17 protein-coding genes are annotated in these 18,825 nt (G+C 63.3%); 10 read left to right on the top strand and 7 right to left on the bottom strand.

What is annotated here, in order from left to right; genetic code table 11:
• Positions 1 to 84: 84 nt before the first annotated feature.
• The 4 genes from J2Y68_RS07595 to J2Y68_RS07580 form a co-directional block, all read right to left on the bottom strand.
• Positions 85 to 915: an anti-sigma factor gene (locus J2Y68_RS07595; RefSeq protein WP_309991773.1), complete on the bottom strand. Its 831-nt coding sequence runs from the start codon at positions 913 to 915 to the stop codon at positions 85 to 87.
• 1 nt (position 916) lies between these two features.
• Positions 917 to 1,522, bottom strand: coding sequence for an ECF RNA polymerase sigma factor SigK (sigK, locus tag J2Y68_RS07590; protein WP_309991771.1), 606 nt, complete (start codon positions 1,520 to 1,522; stop codon positions 917 to 919).
• A gap of 189 nt (positions 1,523 to 1,711) precedes the next feature.
• A complete protein-coding gene (locus tag J2Y68_RS07585; RefSeq protein ID WP_309991768.1) occupies positions 1,712 to 2,179 on the bottom strand; it encodes a tRNA (cytidine(34)-2'-O)-methyltransferase in 468 nt (155 codons plus the stop codon).
• A gap of 43 nt (positions 2,180 to 2,222) precedes the next feature.
• Positions 2,223 to 3,167: a J domain-containing protein gene (locus tag J2Y68_RS07580; protein ID WP_309991765.1), complete on the bottom strand. Its 945-nt coding sequence runs from the start codon at positions 3,165 to 3,167 to the stop codon at positions 2,223 to 2,225.
• A 111-nt stretch (positions 3,168 to 3,278) separates the two neighbouring features.
• Between J2Y68_RS07580 and J2Y68_RS07575 the strand changes: the two genes are divergently transcribed.
• The 4 genes from J2Y68_RS07575 to J2Y68_RS07560 all read left to right on the top strand — a co-directional run bounded on the left by J2Y68_RS07575 (position 3,279) and on the right by J2Y68_RS07560 (position 6,998).
• Positions 3,279 to 4,220 (top strand): diacylglycerol/lipid kinase family protein, encoded by a 942-nt coding sequence (locus J2Y68_RS07575; RefSeq protein ID WP_397334722.1) that lies wholly within the window; start codon positions 3,279 to 3,281, stop codon positions 4,218 to 4,220.
• 82 nt (positions 4,221 to 4,302) lie between these two features.
• Positions 4,303 to 4,971 (top strand): hypothetical protein, encoded by a 669-nt coding sequence (locus J2Y68_RS07570; protein WP_309991759.1) that lies wholly within the window; start codon positions 4,303 to 4,305, stop codon positions 4,969 to 4,971.
• A 65-nt stretch (positions 4,972 to 5,036) separates the two neighbouring features.
• Positions 5,037 to 5,708, top strand: coding sequence for a helix-turn-helix transcriptional regulator (locus J2Y68_RS07565; protein ID WP_309991756.1), 672 nt, complete (start codon positions 5,037 to 5,039; stop codon positions 5,706 to 5,708).
• Positions 5,709 to 5,774: 66 nt separating this feature from the next.
• Positions 5,775 to 6,998 (top strand): cysteine desulfurase family protein, encoded by a 1,224-nt coding sequence (locus J2Y68_RS07560; protein ID WP_309991753.1) that lies wholly within the window; start codon positions 5,775 to 5,777, stop codon positions 6,996 to 6,998.
• A 15-nt stretch (positions 6,999 to 7,013) separates the two neighbouring features.
• Here J2Y68_RS07560 and J2Y68_RS07555 read toward each other — a convergent pair whose 3' ends face one another.
• Positions 7,014 to 8,252 (bottom strand): NAD(P)/FAD-dependent oxidoreductase, encoded by a 1,239-nt coding sequence (locus J2Y68_RS07555; protein ID WP_309991750.1) that lies wholly within the window; start codon positions 8,250 to 8,252, stop codon positions 7,014 to 7,016.
• Positions 8,253 to 8,428: 176 nt separating this feature from the next.
• On the opposite strand from J2Y68_RS07555, the gene mnmA reads away from it, so the two are divergent.
• Positions 8,429 to 9,550: a tRNA 2-thiouridine(34) synthase MnmA gene (mnmA, locus tag J2Y68_RS07550; RefSeq protein ID WP_309992597.1), complete on the top strand. Its 1,122-nt coding sequence runs from the start codon at positions 8,429 to 8,431 to the stop codon at positions 9,548 to 9,550.
• A 93-nt stretch (positions 9,551 to 9,643) separates the two neighbouring features.
• A complete protein-coding gene (locus tag J2Y68_RS07545) occupies positions 9,644 to 11,269 on the top strand; it encodes a gluzincin family metallopeptidase (RefSeq protein ID WP_309991747.1) in 1,626 nt (541 codons plus the stop codon).
• A 20-nt stretch (positions 11,270 to 11,289) separates the two neighbouring features.
• Here J2Y68_RS07545 and J2Y68_RS07540 read toward each other — a convergent pair whose 3' ends face one another.
• Positions 11,290 to 12,117 (bottom strand): caspase family protein, encoded by an 828-nt coding sequence (locus J2Y68_RS07540; RefSeq protein ID WP_309991745.1) that lies wholly within the window; start codon positions 12,115 to 12,117, stop codon positions 11,290 to 11,292.
• A 246-nt stretch (positions 12,118 to 12,363) separates the two neighbouring features.
• Between J2Y68_RS07540 and J2Y68_RS07535 the strand changes: the two genes are divergently transcribed.
• From J2Y68_RS07535 to J2Y68_RS07520, 4 genes are all read left to right on the top strand, one after another.
• The gene (locus J2Y68_RS07535) at positions 12,364 to 13,992 is read left to right on the top strand and encodes an ABC transporter substrate-binding protein (RefSeq protein ID WP_211714210.1); all 1,629 of its coding nucleotides are present in this window, start codon (positions 12,364 to 12,366) and stop codon (positions 13,990 to 13,992) included.
• 132 nt (positions 13,993 to 14,124) lie between these two features.
• Positions 14,125 to 15,216, top strand: a complete 1,092-nt coding sequence (locus J2Y68_RS07530; RefSeq protein ID WP_211714209.1) for an ABC transporter permease — start codon at positions 14,125 to 14,127, stop codon at positions 15,214 to 15,216.
• A gap of 2 nt (positions 15,217 to 15,218) precedes the next feature.
• Positions 15,219 to 16,232, top strand: a complete 1,014-nt coding sequence (locus J2Y68_RS07525) for an ABC transporter permease (protein ID WP_309991739.1) — start codon at positions 15,219 to 15,221, stop codon at positions 16,230 to 16,232.
• Complete coding sequence (locus tag J2Y68_RS07520; protein ID WP_309991737.1) at positions 16,229 to 17,935, top strand: ABC transporter ATP-binding protein; 1,707 nt, start codon at positions 16,229 to 16,231, stop codon at positions 17,933 to 17,935. The genes J2Y68_RS07525 and J2Y68_RS07520 overlap by 4 nt, the downstream gene beginning before the upstream one ends.
• An 81-nt stretch (positions 17,936 to 18,016) precedes the next feature.
• Here J2Y68_RS07520 and J2Y68_RS07515 read toward each other — a convergent pair whose 3' ends face one another.
• Complete coding sequence (locus tag J2Y68_RS07515) at positions 18,017 to 18,673, bottom strand: NADPH-dependent F420 reductase (RefSeq protein ID WP_309991734.1); 657 nt, start codon at positions 18,671 to 18,673, stop codon at positions 18,017 to 18,019.
• Between the last annotated feature and the right edge of the window lie 152 nt (positions 18,674 to 18,825).

The following is an 18,825-nucleotide window of genomic DNA, read 5'->3' as shown; positions in this document are numbered from 1 at the left end:
TCCGAAACGCAGTAAGACGCCCGACGGCGGCGTCCCTCTTAGGTGGGGTGGCCGCCGTCGGGCGTTAAGTCAGCAGGTCAGCGCTCAAGCGGAAAGAGCTACCACCAGCACCGGGGCTGTGGTGGGCGCTTTCGACCCGCCCGCTGGTTCCACCGTGATGGCTACGGAGGACGCCGAAGAGAGGCCCTTCACAACCGCCGGCTTCGATAGCGTCTGCGCATCCATGGTGCCCTGCGGTACGGGTGCGGATCCGTCCTTCGGCAGCGTCCACAACTGGTAGACCTTGCCCTCAGGCGCGGGCGCTACGCCGTCCATGAGGACCACGAAGGAGTCCTTGGCCGAGGATGCCGAGATGGTGGCTGTGCCGCCGCCGGGAACGGCTGCGGACTGCTTCTGGACGTCCTGCGCCTGCAGGACCTGGTTGACGGGATCGTTCTGGGCGGAGACGTACGACCCCACGCCAATCCCACCAATGGCGATGGCCGCGGCGGCTGCCGCTCCCACAATCCATCGACGCGCGCCGCCACTGCGGCGTTCTTCGCGCTTCGCCCTGGCGGCCGCAAGTTCGTCGACGGCGGGGCCAGCTACCGCGGGCGTTTCCGGTGCGGAGGCGGGCGCCGCGGGGGCGTCCTTGGCGATACGGTCCAGAATGTTGTCGAAGAGACCCGCGGGCGGCTCTTCCTCGGGCGCAAAGCCGGCGGCGAGTGTTTCGCGGGCCTGGCGGACCCGCTCATGGAATTCAGGACCCTCGGGAGCGGTCTTGACGAAGTCGTCGATGATGGCCCGTTCCTCGTCACTGACGGCGTCCAGGGCATAGATTTCCGCCAGCTCAAGGACACGGCCCTCGGCGAGGTCGGTAGCGATGTCGTTGGCAAACATTCTGCGGATAAAGCCTCCACCAGTGTTTTCACTCATATCAACCCACCCCCAGGCAGGTCTTCAGACGCAGCAGTCCGTCGCGGATGCGGGACTTGATCGTGGGAACGGCGGCACCAAGGTGCTCGGCAACTTCCCGGTATGTCAGGCCGCCGTAGTAGGCGAGCCGGACCGACTCGCGCTGGGTGTCAGTCAGGGTGGCAAGGCATCGGCTGACGGCCTCGGCTTCGAGGTTGCTGTCCGCCTCCTCAGCCACCAGGTCCCTGTCCGGGTCCAGGCTCGCTGCGCCGTACTTGGCCTCACGATCCGTTGCGGACTGCACGGCGCGCACGCGGTCAATGGCACGACGATGAGCAATGGTCATGAGCCAGGCCAGCGGGCTTCCTGCGGCCCGATCAAACTTCGCAGCGCCTTGCCATACCTGGATGAAGACCTCCTGGGTAGCGTCTTCACTGAGGTCCGGGTCAATCAACACCCGCTTGGCCATGCCAAATACCCTGCGTGAAGTGAGGCGGTAGAACTCTGCGAAAGCCTGCTGGTCCCCTCCGGCCACAAGGTGGAGCAGGCCGGTGAGCTGCGAGTTCAGGTCTGTCGCAGTATCGGCCGGCTCGAAGACCGGAGCGGAGGGTTTGTTGGGGATGTCCATCACCGTCCAGCATATGTTGTCCCGTTTGAATACGGCAGCATGAGACGTTGGTGTTGCGGGCGCGGCGAGGCAGTGCCTTGTTACCATCGCGCTGGTCTGCTGCACGCTCACGTAGGCTCCCTCAGTGAATATCCGGGCCAGGGGTTGTCCCTGCATAAGGTATTCGGTGCTGTGGGGCACTTGGATGGGCTAGAGTTTGGCGCCCGCGAATCCGTTCTGCCGCCATGCCTCGAACACTGCGATCGAGGCTGCATTGGCCAGGTTCAGTGAGCGGAGGGAAGGCTTCATGGGCAGGCGGACGCGTGCGGTGACGTGTGGGTCCTGCTTGAGCCATTCCGGCAAGCCCACCGATTCGGGGCCGAACATGAGCACGTCGCCTTGCCGGTAGCTGATATCCGTGTAAGACGTTTCGCCGTCGGCGGTATACGCGAAGACGCGCTCTGGCTGCAGGGCCGACCACGCAGCGTCGATGTCTCTATGGACAGTCACGACAGCAAGGTCGTGGTAGTCGAGGCCGGCACGGCGCAGCTTGGCATCGGAAAAATCGAAACCCAAGGGCTCCACTAAATGGAGCTCTGCTCCGGTGATGGCCGCGAGGCGGATAGCGTTGCCCGTGTTGCCCGGGATTTCTGGAGTGTGGAAGAGGATGCGGAACACCGTCCCATCTTAGTCAGGCATCCATGGAGCTCCGGGCTTGGGCCTAATGCATCCCGCGGAGGAGGCGTGCCAGAACCGGTACCACTACCGTGTTGGGTGCCGGTCCGGAGCTGAGGAACTGCTTCAACCCCCGGGCCAGTCCCGCGCCATTGACCACTTCCACCGGGTTGTGGGTGGACTGGCCCTTACCGTACTGGTCGATGACAGGTTCATGGAGGTTGCCGTCAGGGCTGTGCAGGACCACCCAACCGGTGACGTTGAGTTCAGGAAAGATGTCCTGCATGTGGCGGACAATGTGGGCCAGTTGCGGGGGCGCGACCGATCGGCCGCCGTGCCGCAATGACTGGCCGTCCCATGCGTAGGCCCCCTTGGGGAGAAGCATCGAGCCCACCAGTGCCAGCCGGTAGCCGGACAGGACGGCGTGGTCGATGTGGTTGTTGTCCGAGGGCGAGCGGAGACCGTTGATCAGGCGGGCCGCGGGAATGGCGGTCAGGACTTGCCGGCTGATGAGTTGGACCGTTCTCATTTCGCGTTGGATGCGCGCTTCGGCGCCAAAGATGCCGCGCTTGCGGGGTATGCCGTGGACTTGCCGGGCCGCCTCTGCCGCGGAAATCAGGGGAACCTCGTTGGGGTCCTCAAAGCCGGGGACGTAGACCGGGGGATCGCCGGCTGTGTTTCGTTGGGCTTGGGGCCGTTTGATGTTGGTGGTCGATCCCGGACCAGGTGCAGGCGCGCCCGTGTAGTCGCCTGGCCGCGGTTGGCTGGCGGCCGACGCTCCGCTGGCGTAGCGGCGGTCGTATTCAGCCCTGCGCTGTGGATCGATAAGTGTCTCGTAGGCCAAGGTCACCCGCCGGAACATTTCCGCTTCTCCGCCGTGATCGGGGTGTGCCTTGCGGGCGGCCTTGCGGTAGGCCACTTTGATCTCCTTGTCCGTCGCGGTGACGGAGACACGGAGAACCTGATAGTGCGAACTGCTGCCCTCGGCCAAGCACGGGCCCTTCTCTTATGACGGTCCGCGCAAGAAAGGCGCGGCACTGGCAAGTTTATCCAGCTACGTGGTGAACGAGTGTACGAGGGTGCGTGGTTCCCGGCTGGCATAATGCAGCCTGTGACTGCTCCGGCGCTACCCGTCCCTCCTTCCGGCACGTCCGGGAACATTGTCCTGGCGATAAATCCTGCCGCTTCCTTTGGGCATACGCGCCAGGCCGGGCATCAGGCCGCAGGACACTTTCGCGCCGCAGGTTGGAACGTCGTCGTGCTCGAGACTGACGGCTACGCCGCCTTGGCGGACGTGGTCGACCAGACGCTGGCCGGGACCGAGGTGGCTGCGTTGGTGGTGGTGGGAGGCGATGGCATGGTCCACCTGGGGGTCAACGCCCTTGCCGGCCTCGACATCCCCTTGGGCATCGTGCCCAGCGGTACCGGCAATGATGTAGCGCGCTTGCTGAACCTGCCGCTCCATGACGCCACCGCTGCATGTCGGCAGACGCTGTCCGCGTTGGCAGCCGGTGGCCGGAAGGTCGACGTCGGTCGGGTCACTGTGGAGGGGCGCACCACGTACTTTGCCGGGGTGCTGTCTGCCGGATTCGATGCCGCGGTGAACGATCGGGCCAATTCGTGGCGCTGGCCGCGGGGCAAAAGCCGATACAACCTGGCGATGCTTCGGGAGCTGGGCTCCTTTCGGCCGATCGAATATTCGGTGACCGCGGACGGCAAGCAGTGGACGCAGCGGGCGTTGCTGATCTCCGTGGCCAATGGGCAATCGATTGGGGGTGGCATGAGGATCACCCCCGATGCAGCCCCTGACGATGGATGGTTGGACCTGTTTGTGGTGCGGCCGCTTTCAAGGTTGCGCTTCCTGGCAGTTTTTCCCAAGGTGTTCGCCGGGAAGCATACTGACCACCCGGCTGTACAAATCCGAAGGGTGAGGCGAGTGCGGCTGTTGGCTGCGGGCGTGGTTGCTTATGCCGACGGCGAGAGGCTTGGCGAATTGCCGGTCGACGTGGAAGTGGTGCCGGGCGGCTTGCGTGTCCTCGCCTGACGCGAGGGCGGAGCGCCCAGCCGCAGGCGGATAGACTCGATCGCGTCAGGGACTGGAGAAGCCGGAAGGGGCTTGAGCGAGAGTGTCAGGGAATGTTCGACGGCGGCTGGCCGGGTCGGCTGCCATAGGCGCAGTTGGTGTCCTGCTGGCCTCTTGCAGCGTCAACGTCCCGGACCCGGAAGCACCGAAGCCGTCGCCGTCGGAGTCCACGCTTTCGACCCCCACCATTACGCCCGGGCATGATGCGGAGGCTGTGGCCGCCAAGGACCTGCCTATGACCGCAGGCGGCACGTTGGCCGCAGGGGATCCTGTGACAGTCTCCAGCCGGATGGAGGAGGTGCCGGGGTGGTCACTGGTTCATTCCGGCCTGCAGGGCGAAGTCCGGTACAAAAGGGCCGACGGATGCGCGTTGGCGATCCGGGTCAGCGTCAACCAGGGTCCGTTGGTGGTGTCAGGCGACGACGACGCTTCCACTAAGGCGCTGTTCCATTACCTGGATGCCGGGATCGCCGCCGAGACCCTGAAGCCCACCTCGCTTCGGTGGGGGCAGGACAATGACAAGCCGCAGCACAGCGTGGAGTTCCTCGCCCTGGATTCTTCTTCCGGGGGTGCCGCGGCGACGGTGCTGGCAAGGTTGTTCAGCGCGCCGGCGTCGTCGGTGTACATTTCCCTCGCTTGCCCGAACCCAGGAGCGCTGGCAAGCGCCCGGGTGGAGATGGATTCCAAGCTCGCCGTTGTTCCACCCTCCTGAGTGGTGGCCGTGGATACGCGGCACTCTTAAATCAATGAGTTTCTTTTTAGAGTTATCCTGTGTGCATGGGCACCTCCTCCGACCTCCCCTGGCTCCGCAGGATTGCCGCCGTGGCCTCCCTGGGAGAGGAAAACCGGCGCGCACTCTATGAATACGTTGTGAGCGCCCGGGACGCAGTGGGACGGGATGAGGCAGCTGCGGCCCTGGACCTTCCCCGCAGCACAGCCTCGTTCCACTTGGACCGCTTGGTTACCGGAGGACTACTGCGCAGTGAGTTCAGGAAGCCGACTGGCAAAACCGGTCCCGGCTCCGGGCGACCGTCGAAGCTCTACAGGCCGGCACTCGAAGAGGTCAGTGCTTCCGTGCCCGAGCGGAACTACGATCTCGCCGGGGAACTCATGGCATCGGCCATCGCCCGCTCACAGGCGGAGAACGTGCCAGTGTCCCGGGCGCTGCTCGATGTGGCACATGCATCCGGCCGTGAAGCCGGACGCCCGGGAGACTTCATCGGCGCCCTTTCGGACCTCGGATACCAGCCCGCTCCCGACGACGGCGGAGGGTACCTGTTGCTCAACTGCCCCTTTCACCGGCTCTCAAGAAACCACGCGGACGTGGTCTGCCCCATGAACGGTGCTTTCCTCCGAGGGGCCGCGGAAACATCGGGCCTGGCCGCCGGGACGGTGGTGGCCGGAACGGACCCCGGGCACTGTTGCGCACGGATCACCAGCACCGCCTGAGGCCGAGGACCTGAAGCTGCCCGGTGGAATCGGGCGCGGTGCAGCCACGCCCGGTAGAATTGAAAGGTGCCTGTATACCTCGATCACGCTGCCACCACGCCCCTTTCGGCTGAAGCGCTCGCCGTCATGACGCGTGAACTGGCGCGAACAGGCAATCCATCCTCGCTCCACGGCGCAGGACGTCGTGCACGCCGCGCGGTGGAGGATGCCCGCGAAACGCTGGCTGCGGCGGCCGGCGCGCATCCATCGGAAGTGATCTTCACCTCGGGTGGAACTGAAGCTGACAACCTGGCCGTCAAGGGCCTGTTCTGGGCCCGCCGCGACGAAAACCCCCGCCGGACCCGCATCCTCTGCTCCGCCGTCGAACATCACGCAGTCATGGACACCGTGGAATGGCTGGAGCGCCACGAGGCAGCCGAAGTTGTGTGGCTCCCGGTGGATAGTGAAGGCGCCATCCGATTGGACGTCCTCCAGCGCGAAATCGAACGCGACCCTGATTCGGTTGCGCTGATTACCGTGATGTGGGCCAACAACGAAGTCGGGACCATCCAGCCGGTGGCGGAGGTTGTTGGGCTGGCAAAGCCACACGGAATCCCGGTGCATTCGGACGCCGTCCAGGCATTCGGTTCTGTTCCCGTCGACTTCCGTGGATCGGGCCTGTCGGCGATGTCCGTGTCAGGCCACAAGCTGGGCGGACCGGTGGGCGTGGGTGCTCTCTTCCTGGGCAGGGCCGTGACGTTGACTCCGGTTCAGCACGGTGGTGGGCAGGAGCGGGACGTGCGCTCGGGAACGCTGGATACGCCTGCGATCGCCGCGTTCGCTGCGGCCGCCGAAGCAGTAACCGCCCACTTGGCGGAGGAGCAGGATCGGCTGGCTGGCCTCCGCGACCTCCTGGTCGAAGGGGTCCTGGCGGCCGTTCCCGACGCTGTGCTGCGAGGGGCGCCCGGCGCTGGCCGCCTGCCGGGCAACGCCCACTTCACGTTCTCCGGATGTGAAGGGGATTCGTTGCTCTTCCTCCTGGACCTGGCAGGAGTGGAATCATCCACGGGTTCGGCATGCACCGCGGGAGTGCCGCGGCCTTCGCATGTCCTCCTTGCCATGGGTTTGGATGAGGACACGGCCCGCGGAGCACAGCGCTTCACCTTGGGCCACAGCTCTACAGAGGCTGACGTTGACGCACTCCTCAAGGCGCTGCCGGAGGCGTGCGCGCGGGCACGACAGGCCGGCATGGCCGGCCACGAGTCCAGCATTCAAACGGCTGCGACGGTGGCGAGGCAGCACCAGGCCTGAGCTGCTCCGCGCCTGTTACGGGGTGGGAAGAAGTTCTTCGAGCGGCACTGCCGGATCGGTCAGCCGGTCCATGCTGACGCGGACGCGGCCCGTGATGAGGGCCTTGATCGCCTTGTGCACACGGCGTTGGTTGACACTCATGCCGGCAACCACACATCCGTCTTTGACCCAGAACGCGATGAAGCTTTCGTCAGTCAAGGCGCCACGAATCACAGGCGAAAGGCCCGAGGCCAGCGAAGGGAAGCCCGAGTATTCCATGCTCGCCTCGAACTGGTCGGTGTAGAAGTAGGGCACCACATCAAAGGTGGCGTCCTGGCCCAACATCGACCTCGCCGCGGTCTTGCCGCCGTTGAGCGCATTGGACCAGTGTTCACTGCGGTGGTGTTCGCCGGTGAACGGATGGAGGGCGTTGGCCACATCGCCCACGGCAAAGACGTCCGGGGCGCTGGTGCGGAGTCCGGAGTCCACCAGGATGCCGTTGCGGATCGCCAAGCCTGCCACTTCCGCCAGGGCAGTGTCCGGGACGACGCCGACAGCAATGATGACGATGTCGGCCGGTAGCCTTTCGCCGCTGTCGGTGACGACTGCCTCCGCCGTTCCGTCGCGTCCCTCGATTCGCGCCGCGCTCGCTGGAAGCCTGAAGGAGACACCTTGTTCCAGGTGAAGGTGCTGGAAGTAGCGCCCCAATTCCGGCCCGATGGCGGCGCTCAACGGAATGTCTTCCAGTCCCAGGAGCGTCACGTCATTGCCGTACGTGCGGGCTGCCGCCGCCAACTCCATGCCGATCCAGCCGGATCCGATCATGACCACTTTCCGGCCGCCGTCTTGAAGGAGGCTTTGCAGGCGCAGGCTGTCGTCGAAAGTCCGAAAGGTCATGACGCCCCCGAGTTCCGCACCCGGAAGGGGGATGGCCCGGGGACGCGCACCGGTTGCGATGAGCAGTTTGGCGTATTCCAGGTGGTGGCCACTTAGCAGCGTTATCTGGTGGCTGGCCGGATCCACCGCCGTCGCGGCGTTGCCGAGCAGGAGTTCGACGCCGTTTTCTTCGTACCAGCCCGCCAAAACCACCGGTACGGAATCTTCGCCGGCCTTTCCGAGCAGGAATTCCTTGGAAAGGGGAGGGCGGAGGTAGGGGATGCGGTTCTCGGCGCAGAGCAGGGTAATGGGTCCATTAAAACCTTCGGCCCGCAGGGTCCGGGCAGCAGTGGCGCCGGCCAGGCCGCCGCCGGAAATGACCATTCGTTCTGTAGCCATGTCAGCTCGATTCTAAAATCAGTAGTTCTAATTTTAGAATCTGGAGTGGGGGTGGTCAAGGCATTTAGCACACTCCGGCTACCGCGAGCTAGAATGGACGGGCACACTGGCCGTTCCGGGCCGGACACAGGGCAGTCCCAAACACACAGAAAGCCAGCATGCGAGTACTTGCAGCAATGAGCGGCGGAGTCGACTCCGCCGTGGCAGCCGCCCGCGCCGTAGAGGCAGGGCACGACGTCGTCGGGGTCCACCTCGCGTTGTCGCGCATGCCGGGGACCCTTCGCACCGGAAGCCGCGGTTGCTGCACCATCGAGGACTCCCGTGATGCCTGGCGTGCGTGCGATGTCCTGGGAATCCCGTACTACGTCTGGGACTTCTCGGAACGCTTCAAGGAAGACGTTGTCCAGGACTTCATTGACGAGTACGCCGCCGGGCGCACTCCCAATCCGTGCATGCGCTGCAACGAACGCATCAAGTTCGCCGCGTTGCTGGAGAAGGCCATTGCCCTGGGTTTCGATGCCGTGTGCACCGGCCACTATGCCAAGGTCATCGAAGACGCCGACGGCAACCGCGAACTCCATCGCGCCGCTGACTGGGCAAAGGACCAAAGCTACGTTCTCGGCGTCCTGACCCACGAGCAGCTCAAGCACTCCATGTTCCCGCTCGCCGATACGCCGTCCAAGGCTGAGGTCCGCGCCGAAGCTGAGCGTCGGGGCCTGTCCGTGGCGAACAAGCCGGACAGCCACGACATCTGCTTCATTTCCGACGGCGACACCCGTGGCTGGTTGGCCGAAAAGATCGAGATGACAACCGGCGATATCGTCGATGAAACCGGCACCAAGGTCGGGGAGCATCCCGGCGCCAACGCCTTCACGGTGGGACAACGGCGGGGCCTGAAACTTGGGACGCCCGCAGCCGATGGCAAGCCCCGGTTTGTCCTGGAAATCCGTCCCAAGGAAAACAAAGTTGTGGTTGGCCCGGAAGCGCTCCTTGCCATCGATGAACTTCGAGGCATCAAGGTTTCGTGGGCGGGGCTGCCCATTACAGAAGTTGCCACTGGTGCTGAGTTCGACTGCTACGCCCAGGTCCGCGCCCACGGCGATCCCGTGCCGGCAGTTGCACACGTGGAAGCTGTAACCGACGACTCCGGCACTGAACGGGCTGAGCTTGTCGTTACCCTGACGGATCCCTTGCGTGGTGTGGCGCCCGGCCAGACAGTCGTCCTCTACCAGGGGAGCAGGGTCCTGGGGCAAGCAACCATCGACGCCGCCCGTTCCCTTCAGCGCGCAGCACTCTAAGGACCATTGCCTCCGGATTGGACGGCCTCCATACTGGGCTAAGCCGCGCTTCCGCTGCGGTGTTTGGGGTCCGCAATCGGGATGGCGATGACTGTGGCATTTCCAAAGAAGGGCCCGGGAGACGTTAAAGCCGGGCAGATGGTCACGGTGACTGTCCTGGCTGAAGGGCCGATTGGAGCGGCCGGTGCTGCTCCGCTGACGGCGCGGGTTCGGATCCCTGTGGAACGGCTGAGGCGCGGACCCACCGGGCACCGCTACGCCATTCACATTCGGAAGTGGCGCGGTACCAACGTATCCCCGGTGACACTTACCCGTCAGGGGGACCCGTGGCAGTTGGTCGACGAGCCACCACCGCACGGACTACGGGAATTGCTGGACGACACCCGCTTCCTGGCTCAACATGTGTACGGGGTGGCGATGAGCACCCTGGACATTTTTGAAAGCACGCTGGGCAGGCGCATGCCGTGGAACCCGGAGGGGCGCGTGGTCCTCAAAGCACGCGACCTGGTCACTGCCACCGATACCGGATACCAGCGTGGAAGCAACGTCATCCGCTTCGGCTCGGTGGATCGGATGGGATACAAAGTTCCCACGGCCCTCTACAGGGACATCGTGGCCCACGAAGTGACGCACGCGATCCTGGACGGATTCCGTCCGGCTTGGGCCGATGAGCTGGCCACCATGGAACAGTTGGCGATGCACGAGGCGTTGGCCGACATCGTGGCCATCCTTTCGGTCTTTTCTTCACAGGAAGTTGTCTACCGCCAGCTCGAAGCGGCCGGGGGCGGTTTCGAAGCGGGGCAGGTGGTTGACGACTCGGTGATGATGCGATCGCTTTTCGATTTCGCACGCGACCTGTTCGCCCGGGGCCCACTCCGTGAGCCGTTCGTGGGGGCCGTTCCGGACCAGTGGCAGGAACTGCCTGAACCCCATGCACGTGGCGCCGTGGTGGTGGGTGCGGTGCTCCGCGCTGTGCAACGACTCTGGTCCGAAAGGAACGCCAGGCTGGGGGAGGCGCAGAGCCTCCAGCAAAAAGCCGAGTCAGGCTCGATGGTGGCAACCCGTGTCCTGCGCATGGTTATCCGGGGCCTTTCATACATGCCGCCGGTGGACGTGTCTTGGCGTGATCTCCTGCGGGGCATCATTGCGGCCGACCTGGACATGGTTCCCGAGGACATTCATGGGTACCGTGAGGCGCTGCAGGCGGAGTTCTCCGCAATCGGCATCCGGCGGGTGTCCATGTACAACATCAGCGGCGTGGACAACTACCAAGGGCTCCGTTATCCCATCCGCCTTTCGGCACTGGGATCGGACCCCCAGGAAGTGCAGCGATTCGTGTGGGAGAACCCGAGGCTACTTGAGGCGGCAAGGCTGGAGCGAAGAACTCCACTGAGTTCCACCCGCGTCCGGACATCGGAGCGTGTGTCTCCGGACGGGTTCATCATTTCCGAGATTGGGGCTTCATTCATCCAAACGGTACGGATGAGTCGGCGCGAAGCGAACGTGCGCCTCGGACTGAGGACCGAAAGGGATTACGTGGACATCCGTGGTGGCGGGCTTCTGCGGTTCGACGCCGGTGGGCGGCTGGTGTACGCCGCACTCAAGCCCGTGATGGACCGGGACCGCCAAGGGCAGTTATTCGGCTCGGACCAACAGCACGACGCTGAGCAGGCTGCGTCCTCGGGCGTGCGGGACAGGTTTCACGGCACCGGCGACTAGGGGGCACCCAACGCGGGCCGTCAAGCCCCCCAAGCGGCCTTGCGGGCTGCCTTCGAGGCTTCCAGTTGCGCCACTTGGTCGAAGCCGCCGGCCTTCAGGCCTTTGCTGACCAGCTTCAGGATTTCCGCCCGCCCCAACGTCCCATCGCCCTGGAGTGACTTCAGGAAGTTGTAAGTGAAGGCACCGTTATAGCGGCCCTCGATCAACGCATCTGCGGCCGTTTGATCGGATCGGCAGGCCGCCATCAGCACGGGAGTCGAGAGCTTGGCGGACTTGACCAGGTCACGCAGGCTTCGGAGCTCCTTGTCCTCGTTCGCTATCGCAGCCTCCGGCGTTGGCCCGGGGAGGAAGCGCGGACGCCTGCCGGGAAGCAGGTCCAAGGATTTAAGCCCGGTGCCGCTGTGGCAGGTGTCCAGGACAACGTCCATGAGGACACCTTCGGGCAAACGGGCAAAAACGGCGGCCAGTTCATCATCGGAGATCACAGTGTTCGGGTCCCACGCGTCGCCGCTGCTGGTGATGTCATGGCAGGCGAAGGCCTCGTCCAGGCTATCTTCCTCGTCCCCGTTGGTATCAGGGATTTGGGTGCCATGGCTGGAAAAGGTGAAAACGAGATGGGTCGTCTTCCCCGTCTCCGCCGCTTCCACCAGTTTGTTCAGCTCCGCCATGACGGCCTGCTTTGTTGCCTGTTCGTCGCAGAGGACAGTGATGGCCGAATCCTGGAAGCCGTAGGTGTTCGCCAGGACAGCTGCCAGGTCCTTGGCGTCGTTCACGCAGCCCTGGAGCCAGCTCGACTGCGGCAGGGAAGCGAATTGGTTGATGCCTACGCAGAGGGCTGCCTTATCCATGTGCCTGTCCTTCGAACCGTCATCCCTTGACTGACCACCCGGGATCAACGATATTCCGACCCCTGCGGGTGGGCAATGGCTGCCGGGCGGGGAAGAAAGCTACTGCAAGGTAAATTTTGTGTCTCGAATCACAAATTCCGGGGCTCCCAGCCTGGGAAGTCTGGTTGAATCGTGGAATCAAGAGTGTCCGCCGTCACAAATTTTCCACGGCGGCACGCCCAATCCATCGAACAGAAGGTTCACCAGATGGCACTGAACAAGAAGGCCCTGCACGGCGTTATCGCGCTGGCGGGCATCTCCGCATTCGCCTTGACGGCATGCACCGGCCCCTCCGGAGGCGGTTCATCATCCGCCCCGGCTGCCGCCGGCCCCATCGCCTACGGCACCACGGACAAGGTCACCTCCCTTGACCCGGCAGGTTCGTACGACAACGGTTCGTTCATGGTGATGAACCAGATCTACTCGTTCCTCCTCAATTCCAAGCCGGGCAGCGCCGATCCCGTACCCGACCTCGCCGAATCGTCGTCGTTCACAGCCCCTTCGGAATACACGGTCAAACTCAAATCCGGGCTCAAGTGGGCCAACGGCCACACTTTGGATTCCAAGGACGTCAAGTTTTCATTTGACCGCCAGGTAGCCATCAACGATCCCGCAGGCCCGGCGTCGTTGCTGACCAACATCGAAAGTGTCAGCGCCCCGGATGCCACCACCGTGGTGTTCAAGCTCAAGAACGCGAACGACCAGACCTTTGGCCAGGTCCTCAGCAGCCCTGCCGCTCCGATCGTTGACGATGAAGTCTTCCCGGCGGACAAGATCCTCTCCGACGATGAAATCATCAAGGCCAACGCTTTCTATGGCCAGTACACGATCGACAGCTACAAAAAGAACGAACTGGTCAGTTTCAAGGCATTTGCCGATTACAAGGGTGTCCTTGGCAAGCCCGCGAACGACGCCGCCACCATCAAGTACTACGCCAGCCCCACCAACCTGAAACTGGAAATCCAGCAGGGCGCCATCGACGTAGCTTTCCGCAGCCTCAGCGCAACCGACGTCGATGACCTCCGCAAGGATTCCAAGGTCAAGGTGCTCACCGGACCTGGTGGCGAAATCCGCTACATCACCTTCAACTTCGACACCATGCCGTTCGGAACCAAGGCCACCGGCGCAGACCCCGCCAAGGCACTTGCCGTGCGGCAGGCCATCGCCAACCTCGTTGATCGGCAGGCCATCGCCGACCAGGTCTACAAGGGCACCTACCTTCCCCTGTATTCCAACGTCCCCAACGGATTCCTCGGCGCCAACGAGTCGTTCAAAGACGCTTACGGCGATGCCGGTAAGCCCAGCCTGGACAAGGCCAAGAAGGTCCTGACGGATGCAGGCATCAACGAAAAAGTTGCGCTGAACCTTCAGTACAACCCGGACCACTATGGCGGATCGTCCGGAGACGAATACGCCATGGTCAAGGAGCAGCTGGAAAAGTCCGGCCTCTTCACTGTGAACCTGCAGTCCACGGAGTGGGTGACTTACAGCAAGGCCAGCCGCGCCGACGAGTACCCGCTGTTCCAGTTCGGTTGGTTCCCTGACTTCAGTGACGCCGACAACTACCTAACCCCGTTCTTCCCGGAGGGCGGCTTCCTGAAGAACCACTACAACAACGCTACGGTCAACGACCTCATCGGAAAGCAGCTCACCGAAGCGGACAAGTCCAAGCGTGAAGCGGACATCAAGGATGTCCAGAATGCGCTGGCAAAGGACATCTCCACCTTGCCCCTGCTCCAGGGTGCCCAGGTGGCAGTTGTCGGCAGTGGCGTGAACGGTGTCGATAAGACGCTGGATCCGTCCTTCAAGTTCCGCCTCGGAACTGTTTCCAAGTAAGCGCACCTCAGTAATGGGAAGGGAAGGCGGGACGCTGACCAGGTGTCCCGCCTCCTTTGCTGACCAACCCAACGTGGCCAGCATGTATGAGCCAAATCCCGCGCAATCCACGGGCAGGAAATACAGGTAATAATGACAACACTTATTGAGGTGCCCGAGGCTGAGCCCGGCATCGTAGCTCCAAAGAGCAAATCCAAAGCCGGGGGTGGCCTCGGTAGATATATCGTGGTCAGGTTCTTCCTGATCATCCCCACGGTCTTTATCCTTGTGACACTCGTCTTCTTCCTCATGCGGGTCATCGGCGACCCCATCACCGCAGCACAGGGCGGCCGGCTTCCTCCGGATGTCCTGGCCCAGCGTATTCATGACGCCGGCTACGACCGGCCCGTCCTGGTCCAGTACTTCGAGTACCTTGGCCAACTCCTGACCGGAAACTTCGGTACCACCATCACAGACCGGCGGCCCGTCGTCGAGGTGCTCACCACCTTTGGTGCTGCGACGCTGGAATTGTCCATCAACGCGCTGATCGTTGCGCTCGCAGTGGGAATTCCGTTCGGACTTATCGCCGCCCAACACAGGGACAAGACGCCCGACGCAGTGCTGCGGTTCTTCGCGATCCTTTGCTACGCGACACCCGTCTTCTTCTCGGGACTGCTGCTGAAGCTCACCTTCTCCGTTTGGTTGGGATGGTTCCCCGTCGCGGGCCGTGCTTCAACCCGCACGGAACTGACCATGGGCGGACTCGCGGCGCCGTCGGGCATCTATTGGTTGGACGCCCTGCGCAGCGGCAACTTCACTGCACTGGGAGATGTCGCATCCCACGCAGTCCTCCCAGCCATCGCCCTCGGCTTGTTGACCGCGGGGGTGTTCCTGCGCCTGGTGCGGACCAACGTGATTGGCACTCTCGGCAAGGACTACGTCGAGGCCGGTCGTTCCCGGGGCGTCAGCGAATACAGGCTTGTGACCAAGCACGCCTACAAACCGGCACTGATTCCCATCATTACCGTCATGGGCCTCCAGATCGCGTTGATGCTGGGCGGTGCCATCCTGACGGAAACCACCTTCGAGTGGAAGGGCCTTGGGTACCAACTGGTGCAGTACCTGAACGCCCGCGACTTCGTGGCCGTCCAAGGCATCGTGGTGCTGCTGGCCATCATCGTGGCCGTCACCAACTTCATCGTGGACATCATCGCCGCGCTCATCGACCCCCGAGTGAGGTACTGACCATGAGCACACCAACGCTCACCCCGCCACGGCAGCCCCTGTTCTCCCGGCTACCGGTGGTGTCCCACCTCAGGAAAAGCGTAGGGCTCCAACGCGGCATGCTCATTGTGGGGGTAGTCCTGAGTGGGCTGTTCATCCTGACGAGCATTTTCGCTCCACTGCTGGCACCCTACGGATACTCCCAGCTCAGCGATGGCTCCGGCTCCTTCCCCACCCAGCAGGCTCCTGGTGGAAAGCACCTGCTGGGAACCACTGTGGGAGGCTACGACGTCCTGTCGCGGGTTATCTGGGGTTCGCAGACAGCCGTAACCGTCATCATTGTGTCTGTTGCCATGTCCCTGTTCCTGGGTGTCGCACTGGGGTTGCTCAGCGGGTACTTCGGTGGCTGGCTTGACCGGATCCTCGTAGTGGTCGCAGACGCCATCTATGCTTTCCCCACACTGCTTCTGGCGATCGTGATCTCCATTGTCATCAGCCGTGGCCAGTCCAGTTTCTGGGGCGGTATCTTTTCCTGCGCGTTCTCCATCACCGTTGTGTTCGTGCCACAGTACTTCCGGGTGATACGCGCCGAAACCATCCGCCTCAAGGCTGAACCATTCGTGGAGTCGGCCAAGGTCCTGGGCGCGTCGAGCCTGCGCATCATCGGACGGCACATCTTCAAGAACGCCACCAGGACGCTGCCACTGATGTTCACCCTCAACGCATCCGAGGCCATTCTCACCCTGGCCGGCCTGGGCTTCCTGGGCTTCGGCATCGAACCGACGTCAGCGGCCGAGTGGGGTTTCGACCTCAACAAGGCCCTGGCTGACACCTCGTCCGGAATTTGGTGGACGGGTGTCTTCCCCGGCATTGCAATCGTCTTGACCGTACTGGGGCTGACGTTGGTCGGAGAAAGCATCAACGACCTTAACGACCCCCGAATCCGTGGCCGCAAGCGCGCCGGCAGGACCCCGGTACCGTCCGCAAACCCGGAAACAGGAACGCCGGAGACCCCGGCAGAGGCAGGAAAGCCATGACCACCAACCTTGGAAATGTGTCAGATCAGGCCGTTGTTGGTGAGCCCGTGCTTGCCATTGACCGTCTCCAGGTCACGTTCGCCACCGATGGCGGGGACGTTCACGCCGTCAAGGACGTCAGCCTTGATGTGAAGGCCGGTGAAGTAGTAGCCATTGTGGGCGAGTCGGGATCGGGAAAGACCGTCACGGCAAAGACCATTCTGGGTTTGCTTCCGGAAACGGCCATCAGCTCAGGCGCCGTCGTGATCAACGGCCACAACGTGATCAGCGTCAGCAAATCCGCGCTCAGGAAAATCCGGGGCAGGGACGTCGCCATGGTCTTCCAGGAACCATCCACGGCATTGAATCCTGTTTTTACAGTGGGATGGCAAATTGCCGAAGGTATTCGGGCCCATACAACGGACGGGAAACGTGTTTCCGCCAAGGAAGCCAAGAAAAGGGCCACCGAGGCGCTGCGTAAGGTAGGTATCCCGGACCCGGAAACCCGGGTCAACTACTACCCGCACCAGTTCTCCGGTGGCCAAAAACAACGTGTCGTCATCGCCGCGGCGCTCGCGTTGAACCCGGGGCTGATCGTTGCCGATGAACCCACCACGGCGTTGGACGTCACAGTCCAAGCCGAAATCCTGCAGCTCCTGCGCGACCTCCGGGACAACTACGGCACCTCCATTGTGCTCATCACGCACAACATGGGCGTTGTGGCTGACCTCGCTGACCGTGTGGTTGTCATGTATCAGGGCGATGTGGTGGAAGAGGCGCCGTCCCGCGTCCTTTTCGCCGAACCCCGGCAGGAGTACACCCGCAAGCTCCTCGCCGCGGTGCCCCATTTGGGCCGACACTCGGCCTCTGAGGGTGCCCGGGGGCGTCTCCACCAGGATGGCAAGGTGCTGGTCGAGGCGAAGAACCTGACCATCGAGTACCCGGGCCGGTTCGGCCGGCACGGGTTCAAAGCCGTGGACAACGTCAGCTTCACGGTGTCGGAGAACGAGGTCTTTGGCCTGGTGGGTGAGTCCGGCTCCGGAAAGTCCACCATCGGCCGCGCCATCGCAGGCCTGAACCGGACTACCGGTGGCAGCTTGAAGGTTCTCGGCTACGAAATGCTGGACTTCAAGGAACGTACTTTCCGTCCACTGCGGAAGGAGATCGGATTCGTTTTCCAGGACCCGGCGGCCTCATTCAACCCGCACCTGACCATTGGTGAGTGCGTGGCGGAACCGCTGATCATCCACACGAAACCGAGCGCCGCCGAAGCGAGGAAAAAGGTCGGTGAGCTGCTCGAATCAGTCCAGTTACCGGCGTCGTATGCTCAACGCTACCCACACGAGTTGTCCGGTGGGCAGCGGCAACGGGCTTCCCTCGCGAGGGCGCTGGCGCTGAACCCGCGGCTTTTGATCGCCGACGAACCCACCTCGGCCCTGGACGTGTCGGTGCAGGCCAAAGTCCTGGACCTCTTCAAGGACATCCAGGAGCAGTTCGGCTTCGCGGCGCTCTTCATCAGCCACGACCTCGCAGTGGTGGACATGTTGTCGCATTGGGTGGGAGTGCTCTACAAGGGCCAGCTGGTGGAGCAAGGGATCGGCAACCATGTGATGGGTTCGCCTCAGCATGACTACACCAAGCGGCTTATCGCCTCGCTGCCTGTGCCGGACCCGGACGAACAAGCACGACGGCGGGAAGCGCACCGGGCGCTGCTGGGCGGCTAAGCCGGCATTCCTCCCGGCGCAAGAGCCACGGCAAAGGCACGCCCCCATGTTTGGGGGGCGTGCCTTTGCTGCAGGATGGGCCTATTCGGACACGATGCCGATGTTGAACATCTTCCCTTGGTGCTGCTGCATGAAAATACGCAACCAGAGGGAGAGCCACATCTCCATTGCGCGTGCGGCGTCCAGGCCGCCCAGGTCCCGGATGTGCGGGGGAGTCCAACCGAATTCCTGGAGCAGGCCGGAGACCACAGCCTTGGCGTCAGCGTCGTCACCGGCCATGAAAATGTCGTGTGGGCCCGGGAGCCGGCCAGGATCCACCATGACCGGTGCGGTGACGGTGTTCAGCGACTTCACTACCCTGACTCCGGGGTGGGCCCTTTGGATGGTTTCGGCGATGCTGTCCGTATTGCAGACCGTGAGCGGGGGAGGGAACCCCTTTGATGAATCCAACGGGTTGGAGACGTCCAGCAGGATCTTGCCATCCATGGTGGCGTCGCCCGCCTCGGCCAGGACAGACAGGCTAACGGTACCGGGTGTGGCATTGATGATCAGGTTGGACTGTGCGCAGGCTTCCGCGAACGAGCCTGCGCTAGCCCCTGCACCGGCTTTGGCGGCCCATTCCGTGCCCTTGGGGTTGCCGGCCTCGCGGGAACCCATGGTGACTTCATGGCCCAAGGTGACCAGTTTTCCGGCGAGCGCGTGCCCGACCATTCCCGTACCCAGCACAGCGATTTTCATGGGAGCTCCTTTGCCTAACCTGCAGTGATGGTGCCATTCTGCTCCGTTTCCGGCAGCAGGAACACCGCCCTCAGCGGCTCGTCGGGCGTGGTGCGTGCTTCGCCTGTGGAGGGCAAGTAACACCGGCGGTGTCCCGTCCCCACACCCTAGAC

It is taken from the genome of Paenarthrobacter nitroguajacolicus (assembly GCF_031455195.1).
In the GTDB taxonomy this organism is placed as follows: Bacteria; Actinomycetota; Actinomycetes; order Actinomycetales; family Micrococcaceae; genus Arthrobacter; species Arthrobacter nitroguajacolicus_D.
Note: the sequence above shows the minus strand (reverse complement) of the source record. Positions and strands in the feature narration are given on the sequence as shown.

Bases quoted from the DNA above. Each gene is read 5' to 3' on its own strand.
- J2Y68_RS07520 (WP_309991737.1), top strand. From the start codon at position 16,229: ATGACCACCAACCTTGGAAATGTGTCAGATCAGGCCGTTGTTGGTGAG.
- J2Y68_RS07595 (WP_309991773.1), bottom strand. From the start codon at position 915: ATGAGTGAAAACACTGGTGGAGGCTTTATCCGCAGAATGTTTGCCAAC.
- J2Y68_RS07575 (WP_397334722.1), top strand. From the start codon at position 3,279: ATGCAGCCTGTGACTGCTCCGGCGCTACCCGTCCCTCCTTCCGGCACG.
- mnmA (WP_309992597.1), top strand. From the start codon at position 8,429: ATGAGCGGCGGAGTCGACTCCGCCGTGGCAGCCGCCCGCGCCGTAGAG.
- J2Y68_RS07530 (WP_211714209.1), top strand. From the start codon at position 14,125: ATGACAACACTTATTGAGGTGCCCGAGGCTGAGCCCGGCATCGTAGCT.
- J2Y68_RS07565 (WP_309991756.1), top strand. From the start codon at position 5,037: ATGGGCACCTCCTCCGACCTCCCCTGGCTCCGCAGGATTGCCGCCGTG.
- J2Y68_RS07525 (WP_309991739.1), top strand. From the start codon at position 15,219: ATGAGCACACCAACGCTCACCCCGCCACGGCAGCCCCTGTTCTCCCGG.
- J2Y68_RS07555 (WP_309991750.1), bottom strand. From the start codon at position 8,252: ATGGCTACAGAACGAATGGTCATTTCCGGCGGCGGCCTGGCCGGCGCC.
- J2Y68_RS07535 (WP_211714210.1), top strand. From the start codon at position 12,364: ATGGCACTGAACAAGAAGGCCCTGCACGGCGTTATCGCGCTGGCGGGC.
- sigK (WP_309991771.1), bottom strand. From the start codon at position 1,522: ATGGACATCCCCAACAAACCCTCCGCTCCGGTCTTCGAGCCGGCCGAT.
- J2Y68_RS07515 (WP_309991734.1), bottom strand. From the start codon at position 18,673: ATGAAAATCGCTGTGCTGGGTACGGGAATGGTCGGGCACGCGCTCGCC.
- J2Y68_RS07540 (WP_309991745.1), bottom strand. From the start codon at position 12,117: ATGGATAAGGCAGCCCTCTGCGTAGGCATCAACCAATTCGCTTCCCTG.